The 22,427-nt window shown below is 39.9% G+C and carries 17 protein-coding genes, 2 tRNA genes and 1 pseudogene; 4 read left to right on the forward strand and 16 right to left on the reverse strand.

Annotation, left to right across the window (positions count from 1 at the left end):
• Nucleotides 1-118 precede the first annotated feature (118 nt).
• The 14 genes and pseudogenes from M2137_RS07280 to M2137_RS07345 all read right to left on the reverse strand — a co-directional run bounded on the left by M2137_RS07280 (nucleotide 119) and on the right by M2137_RS07345 (nucleotide 15,237).
• Nucleotides 119-1,231 carry a glycosyltransferase family 4 protein gene (locus M2137_RS07280; protein WP_280765804.1) on the reverse strand — a complete coding sequence of 371 codons (1,113 nt, stop codon included), beginning with the start codon at nucleotides 1,229-1,231 and terminating at the stop codon, nucleotides 119-121.
• Between the two features lie 3 nt (nucleotides 1,232-1,234).
• Nucleotides 1,235-2,344: a glycosyltransferase gene (locus tag M2137_RS07285; protein ID WP_280765805.1), complete on the reverse strand. Its 1,110-nt coding sequence runs from the start codon at nucleotides 2,342-2,344 to the stop codon at nucleotides 1,235-1,237.
• A complete protein-coding gene (locus M2137_RS07290; RefSeq protein WP_280765806.1) occupies nucleotides 2,341-3,708 on the reverse strand; it encodes a hypothetical protein in 1,368 nt (455 codons plus the stop codon). The genes M2137_RS07285 and M2137_RS07290 overlap by 4 nt, the downstream gene beginning before the upstream one ends.
• A gap of 17 nt (nucleotides 3,709-3,725) precedes the next feature.
• Entirely contained in the window at nucleotides 3,726-4,754 is a 1,029-nt protein-coding gene (locus M2137_RS07295) for a hypothetical protein (RefSeq protein ID WP_280765807.1), read from the reverse strand.
• A 75-nt stretch (nucleotides 4,755-4,829) separates the two neighbouring features.
• On the reverse strand, nucleotides 4,830-5,912 hold the full coding sequence (locus tag M2137_RS07300) for a glycosyltransferase family 4 protein (RefSeq protein ID WP_280765808.1): 1,083 nt from the start codon (nucleotides 5,910-5,912) through the stop codon (nucleotides 4,830-4,832).
• The gene (locus M2137_RS07305) at nucleotides 5,909-7,435 is read right to left on the reverse strand and encodes a polysaccharide biosynthesis protein (protein WP_280765809.1); all 1,527 of its coding nucleotides are present in this window, start codon (nucleotides 7,433-7,435) and stop codon (nucleotides 5,909-5,911) included. The genes M2137_RS07300 and M2137_RS07305 overlap by 4 nt, the downstream gene beginning before the upstream one ends.
• A 31-nt stretch (nucleotides 7,436-7,466) precedes the next feature.
• Nucleotides 7,467-8,726 (reverse strand): nucleotide sugar dehydrogenase, encoded by a 1,260-nt coding sequence (locus tag M2137_RS07310; protein ID WP_280765810.1) that lies wholly within the window; start codon nucleotides 8,724-8,726, stop codon nucleotides 7,467-7,469.
• Nucleotides 8,727-8,730: 4 nt separating this feature from the next.
• Nucleotides 8,731-9,702, reverse strand: a complete 972-nt coding sequence (locus M2137_RS07315) for an SDR family oxidoreductase (RefSeq protein ID WP_280765811.1) — start codon at nucleotides 9,700-9,702, stop codon at nucleotides 8,731-8,733.
• 28 nt (nucleotides 9,703-9,730) lie between these two features.
• Nucleotides 9,731-9,937 (reverse strand): annotated as a pseudogene (locus tag M2137_RS07320) (oligosaccharide flippase family protein); the annotation flags it as partial.
• Nucleotides 9,938-10,160: 223 nt separating this feature from the next.
• A complete protein-coding gene (locus M2137_RS07325) occupies nucleotides 10,161-10,409 on the reverse strand; it encodes a hypothetical protein (protein WP_280765812.1) in 249 nt (82 codons plus the stop codon).
• A gap of 363 nt (nucleotides 10,410-10,772) precedes the next feature.
• A complete protein-coding gene (locus tag M2137_RS07330; RefSeq protein WP_280765813.1) occupies nucleotides 10,773-11,387 on the reverse strand; it encodes a nucleotidyl transferase AbiEii/AbiGii toxin family protein in 615 nt (204 codons plus the stop codon).
• A gap of 495 nt (nucleotides 11,388-11,882) precedes the next feature.
• A complete protein-coding gene (locus tag M2137_RS07335; RefSeq protein WP_280765814.1) occupies nucleotides 11,883-12,998 on the reverse strand; it encodes a glycosyltransferase in 1,116 nt (371 codons plus the stop codon).
• Nucleotides 12,999-13,023: 25 nt separating this feature from the next.
• Entirely contained in the window at nucleotides 13,024-13,968 is a 945-nt protein-coding gene (locus M2137_RS07340) for an MraY family glycosyltransferase (RefSeq protein ID WP_280765815.1), read from the reverse strand.
• Between the two features lie 687 nt (nucleotides 13,969-14,655).
• On the reverse strand, nucleotides 14,656-15,237 hold the full coding sequence (locus tag M2137_RS07345) for a sugar O-acetyltransferase (RefSeq protein WP_280765816.1): 582 nt from the start codon (nucleotides 15,235-15,237) through the stop codon (nucleotides 14,656-14,658).
• A gap of 234 nt (nucleotides 15,238-15,471) precedes the next feature.
• Here M2137_RS07345 and M2137_RS07350 point away from each other — a divergent pair, with 234 nt between their 5' ends.
• The 3 genes from M2137_RS07350 to M2137_RS07360 all read left to right on the forward strand — a co-directional run bounded on the left by M2137_RS07350 (nucleotide 15,472) and on the right by M2137_RS07360 (nucleotide 20,380).
• Nucleotides 15,472-16,941 carry an MFS transporter gene (locus M2137_RS07350; RefSeq protein WP_280765817.1) on the forward strand — a complete coding sequence of 490 codons (1,470 nt, stop codon included), beginning with the start codon at nucleotides 15,472-15,474 and terminating at the stop codon, nucleotides 16,939-16,941.
• A 148-nt stretch (nucleotides 16,942-17,089) separates the two neighbouring features.
• Nucleotides 17,090-17,389 carry a nitrous oxide-stimulated promoter family protein gene (locus M2137_RS07355; protein WP_280765818.1) on the forward strand — a complete coding sequence of 100 codons (300 nt, stop codon included), beginning with the start codon at nucleotides 17,090-17,092 and terminating at the stop codon, nucleotides 17,387-17,389.
• Nucleotides 17,390-17,506: 117 nt separating this feature from the next.
• The gene (locus M2137_RS07360) at nucleotides 17,507-20,380 is read left to right on the forward strand and encodes a M16 family metallopeptidase (RefSeq protein WP_280765870.1); all 2,874 of its coding nucleotides are present in this window, start codon (nucleotides 17,507-17,509) and stop codon (nucleotides 20,378-20,380) included.
• Nucleotides 20,381-20,447: 67 nt separating this feature from the next.
• On the opposite strand, the gene M2137_RS07365 is transcribed toward M2137_RS07360, so the two are convergent.
• Nucleotides 20,448-20,521, reverse strand: a tRNA-Pro gene (locus M2137_RS07365).
• Nucleotides 20,522-20,763: 242 nt separating this feature from the next.
• Between M2137_RS07365 and M2137_RS07370 the strand changes: the two genes are divergently transcribed.
• Nucleotides 20,764-20,836: transfer RNA gene (locus M2137_RS07370), tRNA-Phe, on the forward strand.
• A gap of 240 nt (nucleotides 20,837-21,076) precedes the next feature.
• Here the strand turns inward: M2137_RS07370 and M2137_RS07375 are convergent.
• Nucleotides 21,077-22,399, reverse strand: coding sequence for an ATP-binding protein (locus M2137_RS07375; RefSeq protein WP_280765819.1), 1,323 nt, complete (start codon nucleotides 22,397-22,399; stop codon nucleotides 21,077-21,079).
• Between the last annotated feature and the right edge of the window lie 28 nt (nucleotides 22,400-22,427).

Genomic DNA, 22,427 nt, shown 5'->3' on the forward strand with positions numbered 1-22,427 from the left:
GTTATTCATTTTGTTACAAAATTCTCTCACATTACAGGAGCAGGAGAAGAGGGTTCCATGGGTTTCTTCTCCGGAATGAGGTTGTTGAGTATTTGCCTAATAAAACACATAAGCATTATTATCCCCCTATCGACTGCCAGATATTTTCTAATTCACGCCATACAGTAGAGATCGAATACAATTCATTCACTCTTTTTTGTGCATTTAATCCACATTGTAAGGCATACTCCCTATCCTCCAGCATTTTAAGGATAGCATCTCTTAATTGTTGTACATTTTGGGGCTCAATACATATCCCATAATTAAATCCATTCTCTATATCTAGCATCTCAGGGATAGCACCGACAGAAGTAGTTACAATAGGGCAAGCGCAAGCCATACTTTCCAAGATTACATTAGGGAAGCCTTCAGTATAAGTAGGTAAGACAAAAACACCGGTAGACATCATTTCTTTAATGGTCTGTAGAAAGTCTTTTCCCCCAGCTATTTCCAACCAAGTATGACTTTGCTCACCGGCTAATTTTATTAAATCTGCCTTCATCTGTTCAGAGACATCTCCGATCATTTTAAGCTTAATATTCTTTATTTGTTTGCAGGCTTCTATTAACTCGAATACTCCTTTAGTCTTGACAACATGACCGGCAAATAAAAGGGTACGTTCTTCCCGAACAAGACCAGCATTATCTCTGATTATATCATTCACTTTGGGTGTTAATGGATTAGCTAAAAACAGGATATTCTGATATCCTTGTTCGATCAAAGTATCATAGGTTTTTTTATCGATTACGATTGTTTTATTGACAGTTTTAAGAACCTTGTCTAATAACCGAAACTCCCAGTTCTTTTGCTCCAGTATTTGTGGTATTCGCCCAAAATGAAAATGGATTAGTGATTTTGTATTGTGTCTTTTTATAATTTTTATAGTGAGAATATCTCGTATTAGAGAAATGGAACCACTCGATATAAAATGGACAACTTCATAGTGATTTGTTTTTAGTTTTTTTTTCAACCTCCAAAGAAAAGGAATATAGGAATTTAAGCCTCGAAGTAGACGGATTAGAAAAGACGAATTTTGACAAACCCCTTTTGCAACAATATAATATTGTTCGAGAATAATGTCGCTATCAATACTATTATAGTAATCAAGAATATGTCCAGTCCATCGAGATATTCCCCCTACCGCTCCTTTATCTGGGGAACATAATAATATTTTAGTTTTTTGAGTTTTCATTTTTTACGATTTTTCCGAGTTGGTTTTATCGCATATTACATTAAACCATTGAATTGTAAGAGTTTTTTCCCCAAACAGTTCTTTAGCTTTCACTTTCGAATATTCACCCATTAATATTAGTTGCTCGTTATTCACATCCAAGATATGATTTAGAGCAGATTTAATGCTATCAACATCATTCCAATCGCATAAAAAACCATTTTTTTCATCGACTAATAAGTCGTAATCAGACACTCGACTCATGATTATAGGTTTGCCCAAAGTCATTCCTTCACATATTGCATTTGGCAAACCCTCAAATTGGCTAAATAATCCGACAGCATCTGCATGATTCATCTTTTCCACAATAGTAGCGCTTGCATCATTCAAGTATATTGTGGTATGAAGATTATATTTATTCACAAGCTCAAGCGCTTTGTTATAAAGCTGCATTCCATCTGATGCTGCTTGTTTAGATCCATACCAACGTATCGTTAATTGTTGCTTTTTGTCTTTGTTTAATAAGTTAACCGCTTCGATAACCCGTAAAGGATTTTTTAAGCTTTGATAACTTGCTGCCACGAGGATGTGGGTTTTTCCATCTTTGCGTAGATGATAGGTAGAATGTATCTTAGGAATTGTTACGATATTGTAGATTACAACTAATTTTTTTCGATACTGAGGATAATATTCAACCCACATTTGACGAGCATTTTCCGAATTACAAACAATAATATCAGCATACCGATTCATCCAAGCCCCGAGTCGTCCTCGAAAAGAGTTGAATTTTTCTTTTTTTGCACTTCTCTCGCTGGTTATCACTTTCCATGTATGTCCTCCAATTGCTGCTAAGCAATTTAACAAATCCGGTGTATCCAAAAAGGAGACTACCGCTTGGTAATTCCCTGAGCGGATAAATTTTCGTATTTTCAAGATACGAATCAAGTAATTGCCAGGTGTTATCCAATGTATGGGAATATTATTATCGTTCAGCGGCTTAGAGAAAAAGTTATTTTTATGATAACACAAAACCTCCACGCTGATTCCTTTTTGTTTTAATAAAGGTGCTATGGTTGTAAGTTGCCTTTGTGCACCTCCAGAGCCGAGAGAATCAATCAAGAAAAGTGCCTTCATAAAAATTTCATTACTAAATACAAGAATAATAAAAGGCTATATACACACACATATTGTAGTTTTTGGTTTTTAATTTCTTTTTTTGTTAAAACAAATTGGCTTTGAACAAAAAAGGCATATAAGACAGGATACATACAAACTAATCGCCTAGTGTTTATATTTGAAGAATTTAATAAAAGGAAAATCAAGAAAGAAAGTAACAAAAAAATTAGCATCAAAGAGGAATTTGATACACTTCGTTTTAATTGGTTAAAAGAAGAAAAAACCACATAGAACCAAAATAGTGGAGCAATAGTTCCAGGAAAAGAACAAACAAGTTGCAGAATTGATTTATCTCCAGAAAGAGGCGCCCAAAAAGGAAATGGGTGCATTTGAGAAAACATTGTTATAGCGATTTGTTTTATACCATTCGGCAATGCATACAGAATTTTGCCTAACCCATCTGTTTCATTCGCTGCATCCTGAGTATACTCCAAATAATGTACCAAGGTTTTATTAATTGATCCAAATCGGACTATCAGGTTTTGCCCAAAATAGAATAGAGCAAAACCAATAAAAACAAAGGTAGTCACATATAGTGTATTTTTATACACATAATTATTCCCTTTTATAAATATGTAAACAAAAATAAATACACTAAAGAAAAAGCCTGTTTCGAGTCGAAGTTCTATGGCAACTGGTAATATTATAAACAAAAAGAGCAAGCGTTTAACAGAAAATGGCAGGTGAATTATATATATACCAACAGTAAACAGTAGTGCAATATGCATATCCCGAAGTACACACGGGGCATACTCAAGCAAATAAGAACAAAACATATAAAGTATTGTATACTTAAATGCTTTTGTTTTATTTGTGTAAAATAAAAGTATTTTATATATAAACAAATTTATCAACAGAGCAACAAAAGCTGCATTAACTATCTGAAAAAGAACTGAATTGCCATCGAAAAAACAGTTTGCAATATAGGCTAATGATCCTGTCAGGAAATAAAAACCTTCTTGTTCAATATGTACCCTATCAATAAAACAAAGGTTAAAGATAGCAGAAATAGAATTGGAGTTTCCTAAAGCACTAGCCACTTCATAAAAGTGATTTTGATCAGGATATTTGTAAAACGATCCAATTTCATTATAGGCAAAATTTGCTATCAATGCCATCGTCATATAAACAAAATAGCCTAAATTAAATATCGACAACAAATCACTTTGTTCTTTTCTATTCCCTCGAGACAACAATAACGCTAATATTGTTCCGGCAAGTAAGAAGAAAAATAGAAAAAACATAACAGCAGTACTTCCACTGTATAAAGAAATAACCACAGCGGTTATCATTGCTATTATTACGGGAATAGTTATTTTCATCACAGATCGATCTATTATTATATCTGCTTAGTATTTCTATTTTTTATCAGACTTTCTACTATCCAAGCTTGCGGATTAAGTTTACCCTCATGCCACTTTAAGTCCGATGACCAATATCCTTCGCATTTGTCATGCAGACTCATGAAAAAACCATAACCTATTTCGACGATTAGCGGGTTGCTTTCATCATCAAAAACAAAATCGTATGCAATACAATGACTTTTTATTTTTTTATTAATTTCAAACCCAATCTCCACACATCGAATGTCAATTTCCTCTTTTGTAAAAATAGGCATTCCGCTTCCAGATGCCCTAAAGTCGTTTTTACGGACCAATCTTTTTATACCAAAAGCTTTATTTCCGACAACTACGATTCGAATATCATACTTATTACCAGGAATAAAATCTTGGAAGTAGGCATATCCTTTCTCTCGTGGCATCATTTTCGAGAACTTGGTTGGGATAAATAACCGTACAAACCCCTTGCATACCCCACAAAGAGTATCTTTCCCTGCTCTGTATTTTTTGATTCGATCTTTCACGTAACCCACTCTGTCAAATTGTAAAAATCCTTTACCAAAGGATTTTTTTATGTATTTTTTACATTCGAAGTAAGAGCGTATTAGTTTTACATTACTTGCACCGGCTCCCCCTTTCAGCTTAAACACTTTTGGGTAGCAGGTATTTTCTGCCCAAGCTAATGCTTCTTTTTTATCATAAAATACGTAGCTGGGCACAAACGGTGCTCCAATAGCTTCCAAAAGGTATTTTTGAGCTACTTTGTCATCAAAGTACCAACCCGTATTAAAGTCAGGAAATACTTTTTTGCCGGCTTGTTCTAAAGCAAATAGTATTTTCTTTGCAGACAAAACATCCTTATAGCTGCTATGATGATGATGCCACATAAAAACATCGTAGTCACTTAGTTGCTGAACGATATCAGAGTCATATGCATTTACAATCTTGTAATCGATCTGATTATTTTCACAATACGCAATCCAACGTTCTGAAAAACTTCCTTTATTATGATGAATAGCTATTTTCATTTAACAAAAATATTTACTCCTACCAAACTACATTTTATATATTCCCATTTTTAAGGCAATGTCTATTTCTACAATCTATTTATTATCTCTTTTCAGACTCTGAAACAAACCCTCCCACTTATTCACTATATTATCTACATTAAACATAGTAACACCCTTTACTGCTCTTAAAGACAAGGATTCCCTTAACGTACTATCGACTATTAATTGCTCCAACCCGTTCTTCATTTCAGCCATATTCTGGTCCTCAATAAGCAATCCGCTTATTCTATTTTCAATAATATCTCTTGGCCCAGTATTACAATCAAAACTAATACAGGCACACCCTTGAGACATCGCTTCAATAAGGACCATAGGTAAGCCTTCATATCTAGATGATAAAACAAAAATGGAACTTTGTCTCATAACTTCGTCTAAGTTCTGACAAAACCCTTTCAATTTAACAGATTCAAAAAGCTGATATTCACCTATCAGCATATCTAGTCTTTGAGTATCTCCGGATCCATATATTTCGAGTTCCCATTCGGGATATTTATAAGCTAATTCCGACCATATTTTTATTAAGTTATCAAATCCTTTGTGGAAATAGCGATCCAGACTGCCAATCGCTATAATGATTTTCTTTCGTTGAAGCATGTTGTTTTTTTTGTAAATAGGGAAAGAAAGAGGATTTGGCATCAGTATTACATTTGTTAATTTATTCTTTAGGAACAGAACGTCACTTTTTGTCAATACAGTAGTAAAATTGGTTAGTTTATTAATATGTAATCTAGACATTTTTTGGCAGAATGACATCTTTTTTCCTATAAAATTAGTATGTTCTGATACTATTACAGGTATTGAAAGCCCCAAAGTAGACAATAACACCAGTGCATTTAGCTGCCACATGAAGGAAATAATGATATCCGGATTATTTTTCTTTGCTATTTTATGTATATCTCTCATGTAATTATACTTCCTTAAAAGCCGATTTCTTTTCTTATCTGGGCTAAGATTAACCAATTTAACTCTATCGTCTAATTTGTAAGCTATAGGAAAAGATAAATTGGTAGCCAAAGTCACTTCATGGTTGCGCTTGATTAGCTCGTTACATAGAATTGACATCACTCTTTCGGCGCCCCCTCCTCTCATAGAAGAAATATAGAACAATAATTTCATTTTATTTTATTTAGCATTGTAGATAGATAATTTTTGATATATTTTTTTTCATCCGCAGTAGAACCAAGAAGAAAAACGCAGATCAAAACAATCCCACAAATAACAACTATATTAAGTATCAGTTGCGGAATACTAGATATGTCTCTATTGTAAAAAATAAGATATACCGGAAAAAAAGAAAAAAGAAACACCAAAAACGACGGAAATACAACTTTTTTCAAATACAACATAATAGAAACCCCTATCATCTTACTTGACAGCAATAGCAATACAAAGAGATTTACAACCTCTACAACTATCATTATTACAAAAACAATCTCTACCTGCCTGCCCGATTTTAAGAGAGCGTAAGAAACTGGCAATACTAAAGACAAAATTACAGATTCAGACATTTGATACATTTTCATTTTTCCAGCGGCCTTAAACAAACTATCAAAACTCATATGAAACACCCTAACCAGTAAAAACAAAAGAATGAGGCGAACAAAACTAACGGAATTTGTTGGGATTTCTTCTAACCAAATATCCAGAACTTCATTGGTGTAGACAAAAACGGGAAGCACTACAAACAAAGAAAGAAAAAAGCAAAATTTGGACGATAAAAATGCTAAATTAAACGACTCTACTTTTTTGTTTTGAGCATATAAATGAACTATCTGAGGATTAGAAGATGTTTGAATATTTGAAAGAAAGTTAGTAACAACATATCGGACTTGATACGCAATGGTCCTTGCTGCGTTTAAAGCCGTTCCTCCAAACAAGTTCAATAAAATATTTACACCTTCATTTGTTAACGAAAACACTGTGTTTCCCATGAAATTCCACCCAGCAAAAACACTAAGCTCTTTAAATAATAATCTATCTTTTGTAAATCTGTAGGAGGCTTCCTTAAAATGACTCTTACAATACAAACAATTTATTAGACGAATAGTAAGTGAAACAAAAAAAACGAGAACAGCATAGACGATTAACTTATCTTCTCCAAAGAAAGGAAGAAGAAATATAATACCCAATTTAAGGCAGGAGTCCAAAATCGATAGATAAGCAAAAATATCCATTCTCTCTCGCGCGATGAGTATTGCATCGTATGGGATTGTCATCATTACTACAACTGTTGATAATATAGATAAATGAAACACCCATAATGCAGCTGTAATTTTATCAGGGTCAATTATTAATTTGTTATGAATAAGCCACAGCCCGACTATCTCACAAATAATTACTAAAAAAATTGATAACAGAAATTGTATTGAAACCCCAAGGCTAAATATCTTTTGTAGTACTTCCTCATTGTTCCCTTTGCCAATCTCAAAATTAAGAAATCGTTGGATTGAAGAGGCGAAAAGCCCTCGTAAAGAGCCAAACATAGCCACCACGCCTCCAATCAAACCATACAAACCAAAAGCCTCAACCCCAAGCTCACGAAGCAAGATTCGAGATGTGTAAAGAGAGATTAGTGTGACTATTATTAATCGAAAGAAAAGGAATCTTGTATTTTTTGCTATTTTATTATAATTTGTCATTTAGATAAAACTTTCTTGTAAAAGAAAATACTTACAATCTTCCTTCAACTAACTCTTTCGACAAGCAACCCTTTACATCATAAACGACGCTCTTTCCTTTAAGCAAGGTAGGTATCTCTATCTTTTTTAATTCTTCGTGTGCTACCGCCAACACAACCGCATCAAATTTGTCTTCCAAGACTTGATTGCAGACTTCGATGCCGTACTCTTTCTTTACTTCTGCAGGATTTGCCCAGGGGTCGCATACGGTAATATTTAGGTTATACTCTTTTAAGGCGTGGATAATATCGATCACCTTGGTATTACGCACATCCGGACAATTTTCTTTGAAGGTAAAGCCTAAGATTAGAATATTAGAATCTAATACCTGAATACCTTTTTTTAGCATTAGCTTTACGACCTCCGAGGCAACGTATTCACCCATGCTATCGTTTAAACGACGACCGGCAAGAATTATTTCAGGATGATAGCCATAACGTTGCGCTTGTTGAGCTAAGTAGTAAGGATCTACCCCGATACAGTGACCTCCTACTAATCCCGGCTTAAAAGGCAGGAAGTTCCATTTAGTGCCCGCAGCCTCCAGTACATCATGGGTGTCGATACCCATGCGGTTGAAGATTTTGGAGAGTTCGTTTACAAAGGCAATGTTGATATCCCGTTGAGAGTTTTCGATTACTTTTGCTGCTTCCGCCACTTTAATGGTAGGAGCTAAATGGGTGCCTGCCGTGATAACCGAAGCGTAAAGTTCGTTTACTTTCTCACCTACTTCCGGCGTGGATCCTGAGGTTACTTTCTTAATTTTTTCTACCGTATGTTCCTTGTCTCCCGGATTGATACGCTCGGGACTGTATCCGGCAAAGAAATCAACATTGAATTTTAATCCGGAAGTACGTTCCACTACAGGGATACAATCTTCTTCGGTGGCACCAGGGTAAACGGTGGATTCGTAGATTACGATATCACCTTGGCTGATTACCTTTCCGACAGTCTCGCTGGCTTTTACCAATGAAGTCAGGTCGGGTGTATTGTTTTTATCTACGGGGGTAGGTACAGTAATGATATAGTAATTGCAATTCTTGATGGCATCTATATCGTTAGTACAAACAAAACCATTATTAATTGCCGATTGTAAAAGTTCGTCACTTACTTCCAACGTATCGTCGTGTCCCGCCATCAGTTTTTCTACTCTTTTTTTATTGATGTCGAATCCCACTGTGGGATACTTTGTGGAAAATAAGCGAGCCAAGGGCAAGCCTACGTATCCTAATCCTATAACTGCTACTTTTATCATGTTTTTAATTAATTCTTAATTTATTATAGTACCAATCTATGGCTTCCTTTAGTCCCTCCCTCATGGAATATTTGGGGGAATAGCCCAGTATCTTTTTGGCTTTGTCGATAGAGGCCAATGAGTGTGGGATATCACCCAAGCGATTAGGACCATGAATAATTTCTATTTCACTAATCTTAGCGTCATAGGGCGTAAGGTATTCCTTGAGGTAAGATACCAATTGGTTTAAGGTGGTTCGTTCACCATAAGCGGTATTGAATACCAAGCTGAAAGATTCTTCTGCTTTATATCCGAGGGCTAAGATATTCATATCGATAACATTCTGAATATATGTAAAGTCCCGCGAATACTCGCCATCACCATTGATTGTTGGCGATTGATAGTTGATCAATTGTTTGATAAACAAAGGGATAACGGCAGCATAAGCCCCATCGGGATCTTGTCGTTTGCCAAACACATTGAAATAGCGCAATCCAATGCACTGCATCCCGTAGGTTTTAGAAAACACATCGGCATACAATTCGTTTACATATTTGGTAATGGCATAAGGGGATAGAGGTTTTCCTATCACCTCTTCCGTCTTAGGCAAGGTTTTTGAGTCACCATAGGTAGACGAACTAGCTGCGTAAACAAAGCGTTTTACTTTGGCATCGCGAGCAGCTATCAACAGATTTAGGAATCCTGACACATTGACATCGTTACTTGTGATCGGATCTTTTATAGAGCGAGGAACAGAACCTAAGGCTGCTTCGTGCAATACAGCGTCTACACTTTCGCAAGCTTTTTGGCAATCGTCCAACTTCCGAATATCACCAACTATCAGTTGAAAATTCGGGTTGGAATAGAAAGGAAGGATATTCTCCATCTTCCCGGTTGCAAAATTATCCAGACAAACCACCTGGTACCCTTTTTCTAATAAGGCTTCGCATAAATTGGAGCCAATAAATCCGGCTCCTCCGGTTACCAATATTTTCATTTTGTTATTTATTAGTTTTCATCCACACAAACTTAGCCGTATATCGTACAATCGCATTCCCGAATCCCAGATCAAGGATGGTTAAATAGGCAATGATCGATGCAACCAATGAATACAGGCCATATTCAGATTGCCCCAACATACGCAGTAGATAAGGTGTATACAACAACCCTACGGCTGTATTCAACCCTAAAACGACATAGGACAATAAAGCACCTGCTTTCAATTGGTTCATAAGAAGAATTTGCTATTTCTCACTATTGCGCGAAGGCGCACGAAGTTTTATATAACACGGGAGACACAGAGGATTTAGTTTTTTAATCATTCCGTTAGACTACGGGGATCAGCACGGCAGCACCAAACGCGGGTTATAGTCAACCATCGCAATATAAGGATGAGTACGTAATATTTCTATTTCATCCAGGATTAAATTGTAGATTTTTGTAACCAAATGATATTCATGAGGTATGCCTTTTTCGCATCTCTTCCTGAGTGGTAAAGTGTTTGCCATCTCCCTTTTTATATGCTTGGAGAGCATCGGCTGCAGAAGAACGGAGCTCCTCTATAGAATGCATACAGGGATATTTGGGTGCAGTCAGCTTCTTTACCATTTGTGACAACTCATTCAAAACTTCTTCGCTATCGATATCGTTCAAAATGGTTTGCACTAACTCTGCCTTTTTTGCATTCAATTCCAGTAAAGTCATAGCTGTTTATTTTATACAAATATACTATTTTAATGGTTAATTGCTTAAAACCACAAGGAATTTCTTTTACTTGGCGTGACTTGGTGCGACTTGGTGGTTAGGTTATTTTTTACCACGAAGGGGTTACTAATGGTGAATTATGAATTTCTAATTATGAATCGGAGATCGCTTAGCGAAGCATAAAGCAATCGAAGATCGCTCTCCCACCACCCCACCGTTGCAAGCAACGGTCCACCCCCTCCTCAGGCAGGAGGGGAGCTTTAAGGAGTTTTAGGTAGTTTTCTTCTACTTAGTGCGACTTGGTGATACTTAGTGGTTAGTTTCTTTACCACGAAGGGGCGCGAAGGCGCACGAAGGGGGGATTTACTTAAAGCTTCGAATGCATTCTTGTATGGTGGACTTCACTGTTAGCCAATCCACTTTTTGAAATAATTTGGGCATTGGGTCGCTTTCCGCATCTTCAAAATAGGAGAGGCTTCTGATAACATTAAAAAGAGAACCGTCCCGATATTTTTGCGTATAAAACGTACACATTTCTTCTAAAGAGAACATTTGAAGCAGAAAATAAATATCCATAAAATCCTTCTTCGTACCCCGGTTGGTAATAGCGGATAATTTCATTGCCGCTATATCTTTCAGCCCGGCCATTCGTACTCCTTCCGTTTCAACGGGTGGCTCTATCCACTCATAGGGATAATTTACGATATCTACTTTTACGCCGTTTATTTCCAATACTTTTATCACTCTTTTGTCATACTTCAGAACAACCTGAAAGAAATCAGTTTCTAAGGAGTTCATTATTTGAAGCGTTTCAAAATTATGTTTCCCAAAAAAGTCCAGATCAATAGAAAAGCGATGCCCTATTTGCAAAGCAAGCGCTGTGCCTCCTACTAAACGAAAAGAATGAAACAAGGGGATCTCTTGTATCTTCTTTAAAAGTTCCAGTGTGGATTCTTCGACTGTAATTGTTTGTAGCATCTAAATTGGTTTTCCGGCACTTGGGTTACTGTTGCGATAAATGAAAGGGATTCCGGGAACATACTCCTTATCCCTAAAGCAATCTCCCTTAAGCGCTCTATGCCGTAGTAATCGCGAATAAAAAGCCAGTCTTCCATAAGGCCATAGTCTAACACTCGTCCGACAATAAATGCCGCGTGTTTGTCCATATCTATATCGGCAGGATCTACATCCCAAAACAAATTCGCTGAAAAGGCCATAGCTATATTAGTTGAAGTTACCAATACAAAGATAGTGAAAGTCGAACACAGAGCCAAACTTGTTTGCTTTACGCTTGCGCTAAGCGACCGTTGGTTGAGCTATGTTGAGGCGCATCCTATCTTATGTAAAAATACTATTTTAATGGTAAATTGCTTAAAACCACAAGGAATTTCTTTTACTTGGTGCGACTTAGTACACCTTGGTGGTTGGATTATTCTTTACCACGGAGTAACGCAAAGGCGCACGAAGGGTTGTTCAACAAGGAAACACGCTATTCTCAAAATGTTTTCCGACAATTTGTTTAGTGGCATCGAAGGAATAGTGTTCGAGGAAGGCGGTGCGGGCATAGGTGGAATATTGCTGAAGGGTTGCGCGGTTTTCTTTTTTTGAAAAATGGTTGATCCATTGGATGAACTCTTCCGCGTTATTACATAAGACGCCGGCTTTTTCGATATCCATACGTTCGTAGCCGACAAAAGCCTCGTTCGTGCCCAGTATGGGTTTGCCATACATCAAGGCTTCTGCTGTTTTTGTTTTCATACCACTGCCTTCGAATATAGGTGATACCACTATGTCTGCTTTTTTATACCATTCTTCCAGGTTGTCTACTCTTCCCCGGATATGTATTCGATCGTTTCCGCCGATCAACGCGTTTAATTCTTCCATGCCTGCTCCTACAATAAATAAACGTGCCTGCACGTAAGGCATGATATATTTGGCAAACCAGATCAAGCCATTGATATTTGGCAAAAAATAGGTGCCGACAAATAAGAGGGTCAACTCTTCGTTGGGTACGGTTTGCCAAGCGTTGTCTGCTATATCCTCAAAGGAGGTGGGCAACACCAGGTCGAATGGTTTTCCGTACAATTTATTGACACATTGGCTGTCTCTCTCTGTGAGTCCCCATATCTCGTCACTGTATGTAACAGAGAGGTGCTCTTCTTTATACACGAAATACCTTCTTATGATATCGTAGGCAGGTAAAAACATTTTATGATATTCGTACTCGCAGTTATGGAAAAAGGTGATCACGTAGATGTTGGGGAGCTCTTTCTTCAACAAATGTTGTATCGAATTGGTGTCAGAACCATTTATCAGAATCAGATCCGGCGATATTTCTTTCAGGCGGTTGATAATATCCGCGTATTTCTTCGATTTGAAATAGACTTTCCGAATCCGATCCCACTTTCTGACCAATAGATACTTGGATGTCTTGAATGTATATCCAAGACATTGAACATCTTTGAAAAAGGAGTGACATATTTTTGTGTTTCTATTCCTGATAACGACGCCTCCCCCTACCTCGGATGAAGAGTCGTACAGGTGAACTGCGCGCATATGGCTATATATACCTTTGCACTTATTGGGCATGGTAGATTCTTTTATCTCCCCAGCCTTACGCCCTCTTTTCCTTCATCTTTACCGCTTTGGCTTCCTGGAATTGGGGTTGTGGGGAAGTGGTGGCGGTGATGGTAGCCGTTGCTTCGGCTTGGGTTTTATGGCCTTTGGATAGCCAGAAGCTGAAGGTGATCCATATCAGGAGGTTGGCGAAGGCGATGAGGTTGATGTCGAGGCCTCTGGAAAGGGCAAGGATGTTGAGGATGCCGTAGAGGTAAGCCATCAGGATGACGGTGCCCATGGCTTTGCGTACATTGTAGCCTTTGGCTAATAGCATGTGGTGGATATGGTTTTTATCCGGCAGGAACGGGTTTTTATGGTGCGCCATACGCACGATCATCACGCGTATCACGTCGAACATTGGTACAAACAGGGTGGAGAAGGCCACTATGTAAACAGGCACTTTCGACAACACCGGAATCACGATCGGGATATTCGCCGAGAGGCTCAGGCAAAGAAACGCCAACAGATAGCCCAATGTCAGGCTGCCGGTGTCGCCCATAAAGAGCTTCTTTTGCCTTTCGGCTTTCCCGTACATATTATAATAGAGGAATGGGATAAGCACTCCGGCGGTCGCCAGAGAGATCACGGCATAGATCCACATATGGCTAAATGCAAACAGGGTACTCAGAATGATCAGGGAGACTAAGCTGAGTCCACCCGCTAAGCCGTCGATGCCATCAATAAAATTCATGGCATTTATAATCAATACGATCAATAAGACAGTAATGGGGATACCTACCCAGGGAGCCAGTTCGTATATGCCGAACAAGCCGTTCAGATTCTTCAGCCAAAGACCGGAGGCGGGTAGGAGGGAAGCGACAATAAATTGGATAAGGAATTTAAAGCGATAGCGCACTCCGACCAGGTCGTCGCGGACACCGGTCATATATAATAATAGAGCTCCACAGATAAAAAAACTTACCTGAGATAATACTTTCATAAAACCATTTGATAAAATGAATCCGGATAATAGATACATTCCTACGGAGAAAAAGCAGGCAAAAAGAATGACGGGAAGAAAGGATAAACCGCCTAAACGAGGAATATTTCCTGAATGAACTTTGCGTGAATCAGTCGAATCGAACCATTTTCTTTTATGGCTTATTTTTAAAATACCAGGTAAAACAATAGCCGTCAAAACGACTGACAGACAAAATGTTATCAACAAAAACAACCATTCCATAACACACACACGTTTTTATACCAATGTCTCGTCAGTCCCATGCAGAGATGACCCCAAGCAAATTCGAGTGACAAAAGTAGTATATAAATTAATAATCAAAAACAATATCAATGAAATATTAAAATTTCACGGGTAAATTTGCTAAATCAACAAAACTACTTGACGAATTAACAAACCAAGGGAATAAAAAGTTCTTGCAAACCATGAATTTCTTGGTATATTTTTAATTTATTTGGGCGGGAGGTGTGTGTGGGTGGTTTTACGATTTTCCAAAACACAAGTGTAAGCAAACAGGGCCTGTTTTTAGTTAAAATAGCCCCTGTTTGCTTACACTTCAAATGTTAACGAATGCTAACTCCCGGGAGTTTTTTCGCAAAGTCCTTGGTTTTCGGCGAAATTCTCCCGGCAAAATATCATTTTGTCATTTTGGCTTATGGGAATTTTTTACAATTCCCGCACGATTTTACAGGGGTTTCCGACGGCTAAGCAGTTGGCAGGAATGGATTTGGTTACAACGCTTCCGGCTCCGATGGTGGTGTTATCGCCGATGGTCACACCCGCCATGATCACTGATCCGCCACCGATCCACACATTATTGCCGATCGTGACCGGTGCCGAATTGATTTTCCAGGTAGAGAAAACCCCGCCCCGCTGACCCGCCAGGCGCTCCACGGGGTCGACCGGATGGCTTACGGCATAGATCTGCACATTGGGGCCGAAACCGCAATTATCACCGATCGTAATCTTATTGCAATCTAAGAAAACGCAGTTCATATTGATCTCGCAGTTGTTTCCGATATGGATATTCTCCCCATAATCCACAAAGAATGGCGCCGAGATCCATAGGTTTTCGCCTTTTGAACCCAGCAACATATTCAACAGGTTGTTGAGTTTCCGGTTGTCGGTCGAATCGGCGTGGTTGAATTCTTTCATTAGTTTTTTGGCAAAGTGCCAGCGTGTCATTAATGTTTCGTCGCTGGCATCATAATATTCGCCGGCCAGCATCTTCTCTTTTTCTGTCTTCATACGATTTAGTTTTTTTACGGCGGGAAGATAATAAAACTAAAGATAGGAACCACTTTGCTGAAGGTTATTAATAAAACTCGAAGCTTGTTTGTTCCTATTTGTTTTTGTTTTTTAATAGTGTGCGCGCACATATTTTTTCAAAAAATGTCAGATCAACCATGAAATAGCGGAAAAATAGCCTATATTTGCTCCCCAGAATTGCGTAATAGTTATAAACCTAATTCATAATGTATCATGAGTAACATCAAAAATGCACAGGGAAAGATGACCAATTACCGTTGGACCATCTGCGCCATGCTCTTTTTTGCAACTACCATCAACTACCTGGATCGCCAGGTGCTTTCGCTTACTTGGGATGAGTTTATCAAGCCTGAGTTTCACTGGAACGAAGAACACTTCGGAAACATTAACGCGATTTTCTCTATTGTCTATGCCATCTGTATGTTGTTTGCCGGTCGTTTTATCGACTGGATGGGCAGCAAAAAGGGTTTCTTATGGGCTATCGGCGTATGGTCGGCAGGTGCTTGTATGCATGCGCTTTGCGGCATTGTCACCGAACAATATGTAGGACTTGGATCTGCTGCTGAACTGGCGCAGGCTACGGGTCAGGTGGCGGTGGTGATCTCCACGGTCAGTATGTATTGCTTTATTGCCGCCCGCTGTATATTGGCGTTGGGTGAAGCCGGAAACTTCCCGGCCGCTATTAAGGTAACGGCGGAATATTTCCCGAAGAAAGACCGTGCTTTCGCGACTTCTATCTTTAACTCCGGTGCTTCTATCGGCGCGCTGGCTGCTCCGTTGACGATCCCTATTCTGGCGAAACATTTTGGTTGGGAGATGGCTTTCATCGTGATTGGTGCCCTGGGTTTCATCTGGATGGGCTTCTGGGTATTTCTGTATGACGCGCCCCGGAAGAGTAAGTTTGTCAACGAAGCCGAGATAGAATACATCGAACAAGACAAAAACGACCTGACAGCGGAAGAAGTTATTCAGGAGAAAGAAGAGAAAAAGATACCTTTCTGGAAATGTTTCTCTTACAAACAAACCTGGGCTTTTGCTTTCGGTAAATTCATGACCGACGGTGTGTGGTGGTTCTTCCTGTTCTGGACGCCTACCTATTTGAACACACAGTTTAATATTAAGACGACGGAAGGGTTGGGTATGGCACTGATCTTTACGCTTTATGCTATTGTAACCGTATTGTCTATCTACGGAGGTAAACTGCCTACGATCTTTATCCAGCGTAGCGGTAGCAATCCCTATGCGGCTCGTATGAAAGCGATGTTGATTTTTGCTTTCTTCCCGCTGTTGGTATTGTTTGCGCAGCCATTGGGTATGTATTTTGCCGATTGGGGTAAACATGCTGCCTGGATTCCGGTGATTCTGATTGCCATCGGTTGTTCGGCTCACCAAGCCTGGTCGGCCAATATCTTCTCGACGATAGGCGACATGTTCCCTAAATCAGCCATTGCTTCTATCACGGGTATCGGTGGTATGGCGGGTGGTATCGGCTCTATGATTATGCAAAAGGGCGCGGGTAACCTGTTTGTGTATGCCGACGAAGCACAGATGACCTTTATGGGATTTCAAGGCAAACCGGCGGGCTATTTCATTATCTTCTGTATCTGTGCCGTGGCTTACCTGATCGGTTGGACGGTTATGAAGTCTTTGGTGCCGAAGTACAAACCTGTCATTGTGGAATAAGTCAAGAATGATTGAACGCATAAAAAAAGAGTTGCTTCCTGCGGGAAACAACTCTTTTTTTGTGTATTCAGTGGCTTAGTTCCACACTGCTTACCTACTTTAACTTCTTTCACTATCTTTGTCCGCTACAAAAAAACAGATGGGCTGCATGAAACAATCACGCATCGAAAGAGAAAAAGTGACCATTGAGCGAATGGTGCGGATCTATTGCCGGAAGAAGGAGAAAAACGAACAGCTTTGCCCGGAATGTGAAGTCCTGATCGCCTATACCCATCAGCGACTCGATCGTTGTCCGTATGGTGAAGAGAAAACAGCCTGTAAGCATTGTCCGGTTCATTGCTACAAACCGGCGATGCGCGAAAAGGTGCGCCAGGTGATGCGTTATATCGGGCCGCGTATGATCTACCTGGCGCCGGCAGACTTTATCCGTCACCTATTCGGCAAGTAGAAAAACAGAAGGGCATTTCGATTTTTTCGTAAAATAAATTCTATATTTGATGCCAATTAATCCCTAATACTAAATATTATGCGAAATTCTTTTTTGTTAATTGCGCTGGCTGTTATCATGGGTATGTTGACGGCTTGCCAGGAGAGCTCTCCGTATAATTACGAGACTGTACCGAACGACCCGATGAAAGCCCGTATCTACACATTAGACAACGGTCTGAAGGTCTACATGACAGTGAATAAGGAAACGCCACGGATCCAAACCTACATCGCGGTAAGAGTAGGAGGAAAGAACGACCCGGCAGAGACTACCGGACTGGCACACTATTTTGAACACCTGATGTTTAAAGGCACCAAGCAGTTCGGTACGCAAAACTACGAACAGGAAGAGCCTTTACTGAACGAAATCGAACGCCTTTTTGAAGTCTATCGCAAGACCACCGATGAGGCGGAACGCAAAGCGATCTACGCACAGATCGATAGCATCTCTTACGAGGCATCCAAACTGTCGATCCCCAATGAATACGATAAATTGATGGCGGCAATCGGCGCCGACGGCACCAATGCCTATACCTCGTTCGACCAAACGGTTTACCAGGAAGATATTCCTGCCAACCAGGTGGAGAACTGGGCAAAGATACAGGCTGATCGTTTTAAAAATAATGTGATCCGCGGATTCCATACCGAACTAGAAACAGTTTACGAAGAGAAGAATATGTCGCTTACGAACGATAGTCGGAAAGTGAATGAAGCCATGATGGCTGTTCTCTTTCCCGATCATCCCTATGGTTTGCAGACCGTATTGGGAACGCAGGAACATCTGAAAAATCCATCGATCACCAATATCAAGAATTATTATAAGACCTGGTATGTGCCTAACAATATGGCGATCTGTCTGTCGGGTGACTTCAATCCGGACGAGATGATCCGCATCATCGATACCTACTTCGGCGATATGCAACCCAATGAAAGCCTGCCGGCTCAACCGGCTATCCACCCATCGCCCATCAAAGAGGTGATCACGCAGGAGGTATTTGGCGTGGATGCCGAAAATGTAAATATCGGATGGCGTATGCCGGGAGCCTCAAGCCTTGAGAGTGATTTGATGGGATTGGCACGTAGTATCCTGTATAACGGGAAAGCGGGATTGATGGATATCAACATTGCCCAGCAGCAAAAGGTATTGAGCTCGTATGCCAGTGGTTGGACCATGGCGGATCATGCCTCTTTTATATTGAACGGACGCCCCAAAAGCGGACAAACCCTGGACGAGGTGAAAGATATTCTCTTAGCAGAAATAGACAAACTGAAGAAAGGAGAATTTAGCGAAGACCTATTGGAAGCCACGATTAAAAACTATAAATTGTCGGAAATGTCGCGTCTGGAGTATAACAGCGCGCGTGCTTCCCTGTTTATCAATTCGTTTATCAACGGTACCCCCTGGAGAGATCAGGTGGAACAGATGGATCGTTTGAGTAAGATCACCAAGCAGGACATTGTGGCGTTTGCCAACAAATATTTTGGCGATAACTACGTGGTGGTCTACAAGCGTCAGGGAAAAGATCCGAACGAAACAAAGATCGAAAAGCCCTCTATCACCCCAATCGAAACCAATCGCGACAAAACCAGCGCCTTTCTGGCGGAGATCCAGGCGTCCGAAGTGAAGCCGATCGAACCGGTATTCATCGATTTCAACAAGGATATGCAGAAATTGCAAACAAAGAATGATATCGAGGTGCTTTACAAACAGAACGAAACCAACGATATCTTCTCCCTGCTTTATGTGTTCGATATGGGTAACAACAACGACAAGGCGCTGGGAACGGCTTTCGAATACATGAGATACCTGGGCACCTCGACCAAGAGCCTGCAGCAGATCAATGAGGAATTCTATAAATTGGCCTGTTATTTTGGTGTTAGCCCCGGAAGCGAACGCACATACGTTTCGCTGGAAGGATTAGCCGAAAAGATGCCTGAGGCGATGCAGCTCTTTGAAGAACTGCTTGCCGACGCGCAGGTGAATAAAGAGGCTTACGCCAATCTGGCGGCGGATATACAGAAACGTCGGATGAATGCCAAATTGAACCAGAGTCAGAATTTCAATATGCTGACCCAATATGCGATATGGGGTCCCGATTCTCCGGCGAAGAATGTACTGAGCAACGCGGAATTGCAAAATATGGATCCGGCACAATTGGTTGATCGCATCCACAAAATCAATTCGTATAAGCATAGAGTCCTCTATTATGGACCGGATAAACCCCAGGAACTGATCGCATCGATCGAGAAATACCACAAGGTGCCCGATGCCTTCGAGCCGATACCAGCAGGGAAAGAGTTTGTGCAGTCTAAAACAACCGAGAATACAGTCTTACTGGCACAGTACGATGCGTCGCAGATCTATTATACGGCTGTATCCAACCGGGGAGAAGCCTTTGATTGGACCATTTACCCCATACTTACGATGTATAATGAATATTTCAGTGGTGGCATGAATGCGATTGTTTTTCAGGAAATGCGCGAAGCCCGTGGGTTAGCTTATTCATCCAGTGCCTACCTGAATGCACCTTCTAAAGAGAAGTATTCGTATATCTATCGCTCTTTTATTGCGACACAAAATGATAAGATGATCGATGCGATGAAAGCCTTTGACGATATTATCAATAATATGCCGGAGTCGGAACAGGCCTTCTCGCTGGCGAAAGAGTCGCTGATCACGCGTATGCGTACCGAACGGGTAAGTAAATCGGATATCCTTTGGTCGTATATCTATTCGGAAGACCTGGGGCTGGATCACGACGGACGCAAACAACTCTACGACGAGGCGCAGACAATGACCCTCAATGATGTGAAAGCCTTCCAGCAGAAATGGATCAAAGGCCGCAAATACACCTACTGTGTCCTGGGTGATGAGAAAGACCTGGATCTGAAATCATTGGCTGAATACGGCCCGATCCGTAAGCTTACGAAAGAAGATCTTTTTGGGTATTAATAAAGTAGAGTGGTTAAAGTAAAATACAACAAAAAAGGCTGACAATCATTGATTGTCAGCCTTTTTGTCGGGATGAGAAGACTCGAACTTCCGACCTCCACGTCCCGAACGTGGCGCGCTAGCCAACTGTGCTACATCCCGTTTTTTCAATACGCATGCAAAGGTACAAATATTTTCATATCATCAAATATTTCCGTTAATTTTTATCCGTTTTTCTCACAATACAGGCCTTCTCTTCGTGGGGAAGAGTGTTTTGAAGAATAATCGTGATAAAAAATAATCCCGTTTTACTTTCTTTTCTTCCCGAATAATTTGGTTGCAATAAAACTTTCCCTATCTTTGCACCCGTATTGAAAAAAACGGTACAAAAACGCGCAAGCAAGGGTGCCATAGCTCAGTTGGTAGAGCAAAGGACTGAAAATCCTTGTGTCCCCGGTTCGATTCCTGGTGGCACCACTTTTAAGAAGATGTATTTAGATAAAAGCCTTGAAATTCAGAGATTTCAAGGCTTTTTCTTTGCATTTCAACGTCTAAAAATGGACATCCGGGGACAAATCAAAGTAAGGGATCAACGTCAAACCCCGGTGGAGGTTCTTTTTTTAATTTTCTTGTCATCTCAACTTCTTAATCGTATCATCTGAATTTATATTTCAGAATAAGATTGTATTTACTTATAAAACGAGTTCACAATAACCACTACATATCCTCCAACGATAGGCAAACCCTATCAATCTGATACTTTGGCAACAACTTATTCTTAAGATGCTCTACCTTTGCTACCAATAACTCTGGCTTGAAGTTCTTCTTCTGTCGCTTTACTTCTGCTGCTACTGCTTGATTTTTCTCCAATTTCAGAGCAACAATATCAATTTCGTTCTGATTACCTTTAGGTTCCCACCATGAACCAATGGCTCTGTACTGGAAACTTTCAGCAAACAACTGTTTGAAATATCTTTCCAACATGATGCCCGAATAAGTTGGATAGTCGGATTTAATGATAGCCTGCAATCCAACAAAGTTCTTTATCTCTATCAGCGAGCGATGGCGGTCGAAATAGTTGAACCAAAAACGAATAAAATTATCTTGTATTTCGTACCGAACGGCTTGACTTCCCTCTTTTGCCAATATAGGGCGTTGGCGAATAATGATATTGTAATCTTCAATTAACCGCTTGATTTGTCCACCAATGCTTTTATCTCCTAATGCTGCTTCTATTTCGGGTTGTGTATTGATACCTCCTGAGATGGCACTTAGGATAGAGAAGTAGGTTGCATAATTTTTTCCGAACTCTTCTATCAATAGATTTTTTCCTTCATCGGTAAAGGGAGAGTTTTCCCGAACCATAAATGAAATCATTTCATCTATACTCAATGTGATGTTATCGCAAAATAACTCAACATACTTGGGAACTCCACCTGTAAAGGTATAAAGCGCAAGCAAGTCATCATTGGTATAATAGGGATTGTAATCACGCATAATTTCTTTTAGCGTGGTTAAATCAAAAGCAGATAGTTTGATGATATTATCCGCTCTACCGAATAGAGGTTCTTTATTGTTCTGAAATATTTTCTGCATCAACGAATAAATAGAACCGGATACTATCAGATTCATTTTAGACTTCTTCCGATAGGCATCCCAAATATTCTGCATGTCGCTATATACCGATTCATTGATGTTGTAAAACTCCTGAAATTCGTCAATGACAAGATTGAACGATTTCTGCGAAGCTAGCTCCATCAGATATTGGAACAATGACCGGAAGGTGCGTATTTCCGCAGGAACAAATGTGTCGAGTGATTGACTTATAATCGGAATAAACTCAGAACAAAGCGTTGCTTCGCTTTTACGACCGACAAACAGATAGACAGTCGGTAAATTTACGACCGACTTCATGATAAGGCTTGTTTTACCAATTCTTCTTCTTCCTGTTACTACAGTCAGACGGGAGTGGTCACTGAACGACAAGTTTTGTATCCGTTTCAGCTCTGCTAGTTCACTTATCCTATTATAAAACTTCATGTTCTCTTTTTTGTTACACCCGTAACTG

Source organism: Parabacteroides sp. PFB2-10 (assembly GCF_029893085.1).
Lineage (GTDB): Bacteria > Bacteroidota > Bacteroidia > Bacteroidales > Tannerellaceae > QVMG01.

Bases quoted from the DNA above. Each gene is read 5' to 3' on its own strand.
- M2137_RS07280 (WP_280765804.1), bottom strand. From the start codon at position 1,231: ATGAAAACTCAAAAAACTAAAATATTATTATGTTCCCCAGATAAAGGA.
- M2137_RS07285 (WP_280765805.1), bottom strand. From the start codon at position 2,344: ATGAAGGCACTTTTCTTGATTGATTCTCTCGGCTCTGGAGGTGCACAA.
- M2137_RS07290 (WP_280765806.1), bottom strand. From the start codon at position 3,708: ATGAAAATAACTATTCCCGTAATAATAGCAATGATAACCGCTGTGGTT.
- M2137_RS07295 (WP_280765807.1), bottom strand. From the start codon at position 4,754: ATGAAAATAGCTATTCATCATAATAAAGGAAGTTTTTCAGAACGTTGG.
- M2137_RS07300 (WP_280765808.1), bottom strand. From the start codon at position 5,912: ATGAAATTATTGTTCTATATTTCTTCTATGAGAGGAGGGGGCGCCGAA.
- M2137_RS07305 (WP_280765809.1), bottom strand. From the start codon at position 7,435: ATGACAAATTATAATAAAATAGCAAAAAATACAAGATTCCTTTTCTTT.
- M2137_RS07310 (WP_280765810.1), bottom strand. From the start codon at position 8,726: ATGATAAAAGTAGCAGTTATAGGATTAGGATACGTAGGCTTGCCCTTG.
- M2137_RS07315 (WP_280765811.1), bottom strand. From the start codon at position 9,702: ATGAAAATATTGGTAACCGGAGGAGCCGGATTTATTGGCTCCAATTTA.
- M2137_RS07325 (WP_280765812.1), bottom strand. From the start codon at position 10,409: ATGACTTTACTGGAATTGAATGCAAAAAAGGCAGAGTTAGTGCAAACC.
- M2137_RS07330 (WP_280765813.1), bottom strand. From the start codon at position 11,387: ATGCTACAAACAATTACAGTCGAAGAATCCACACTGGAACTTTTAAAG.
- M2137_RS07335 (WP_280765814.1), bottom strand. From the start codon at position 12,998: ATGCCCAATAAGTGCAAAGGTATATATAGCCATATGCGCGCAGTTCAC.
- M2137_RS07340 (WP_280765815.1), bottom strand. From the start codon at position 13,968: ATGAAAGTATTATCTCAGGTAAGTTTTTTTATCTGTGGAGCTCTATTA.
- M2137_RS07345 (WP_280765816.1), bottom strand. From the start codon at position 15,237: ATGAAGACAGAAAAAGAGAAGATGCTGGCCGGCGAATATTATGATGCC.
- M2137_RS07350 (WP_280765817.1), top strand. From the start codon at position 15,472: ATGAGTAACATCAAAAATGCACAGGGAAAGATGACCAATTACCGTTGG.
- M2137_RS07355 (WP_280765818.1), top strand. From the start codon at position 17,090: ATGAAACAATCACGCATCGAAAGAGAAAAAGTGACCATTGAGCGAATG.
- M2137_RS07360 (WP_280765870.1), top strand. From the start codon at position 17,507: ATGGGTATGTTGACGGCTTGCCAGGAGAGCTCTCCGTATAATTACGAG.
- M2137_RS07375 (WP_280765819.1), bottom strand. From the start codon at position 22,399: ATGAAGTTTTATAATAGGATAAGTGAACTAGCAGAGCTGAAACGGATA.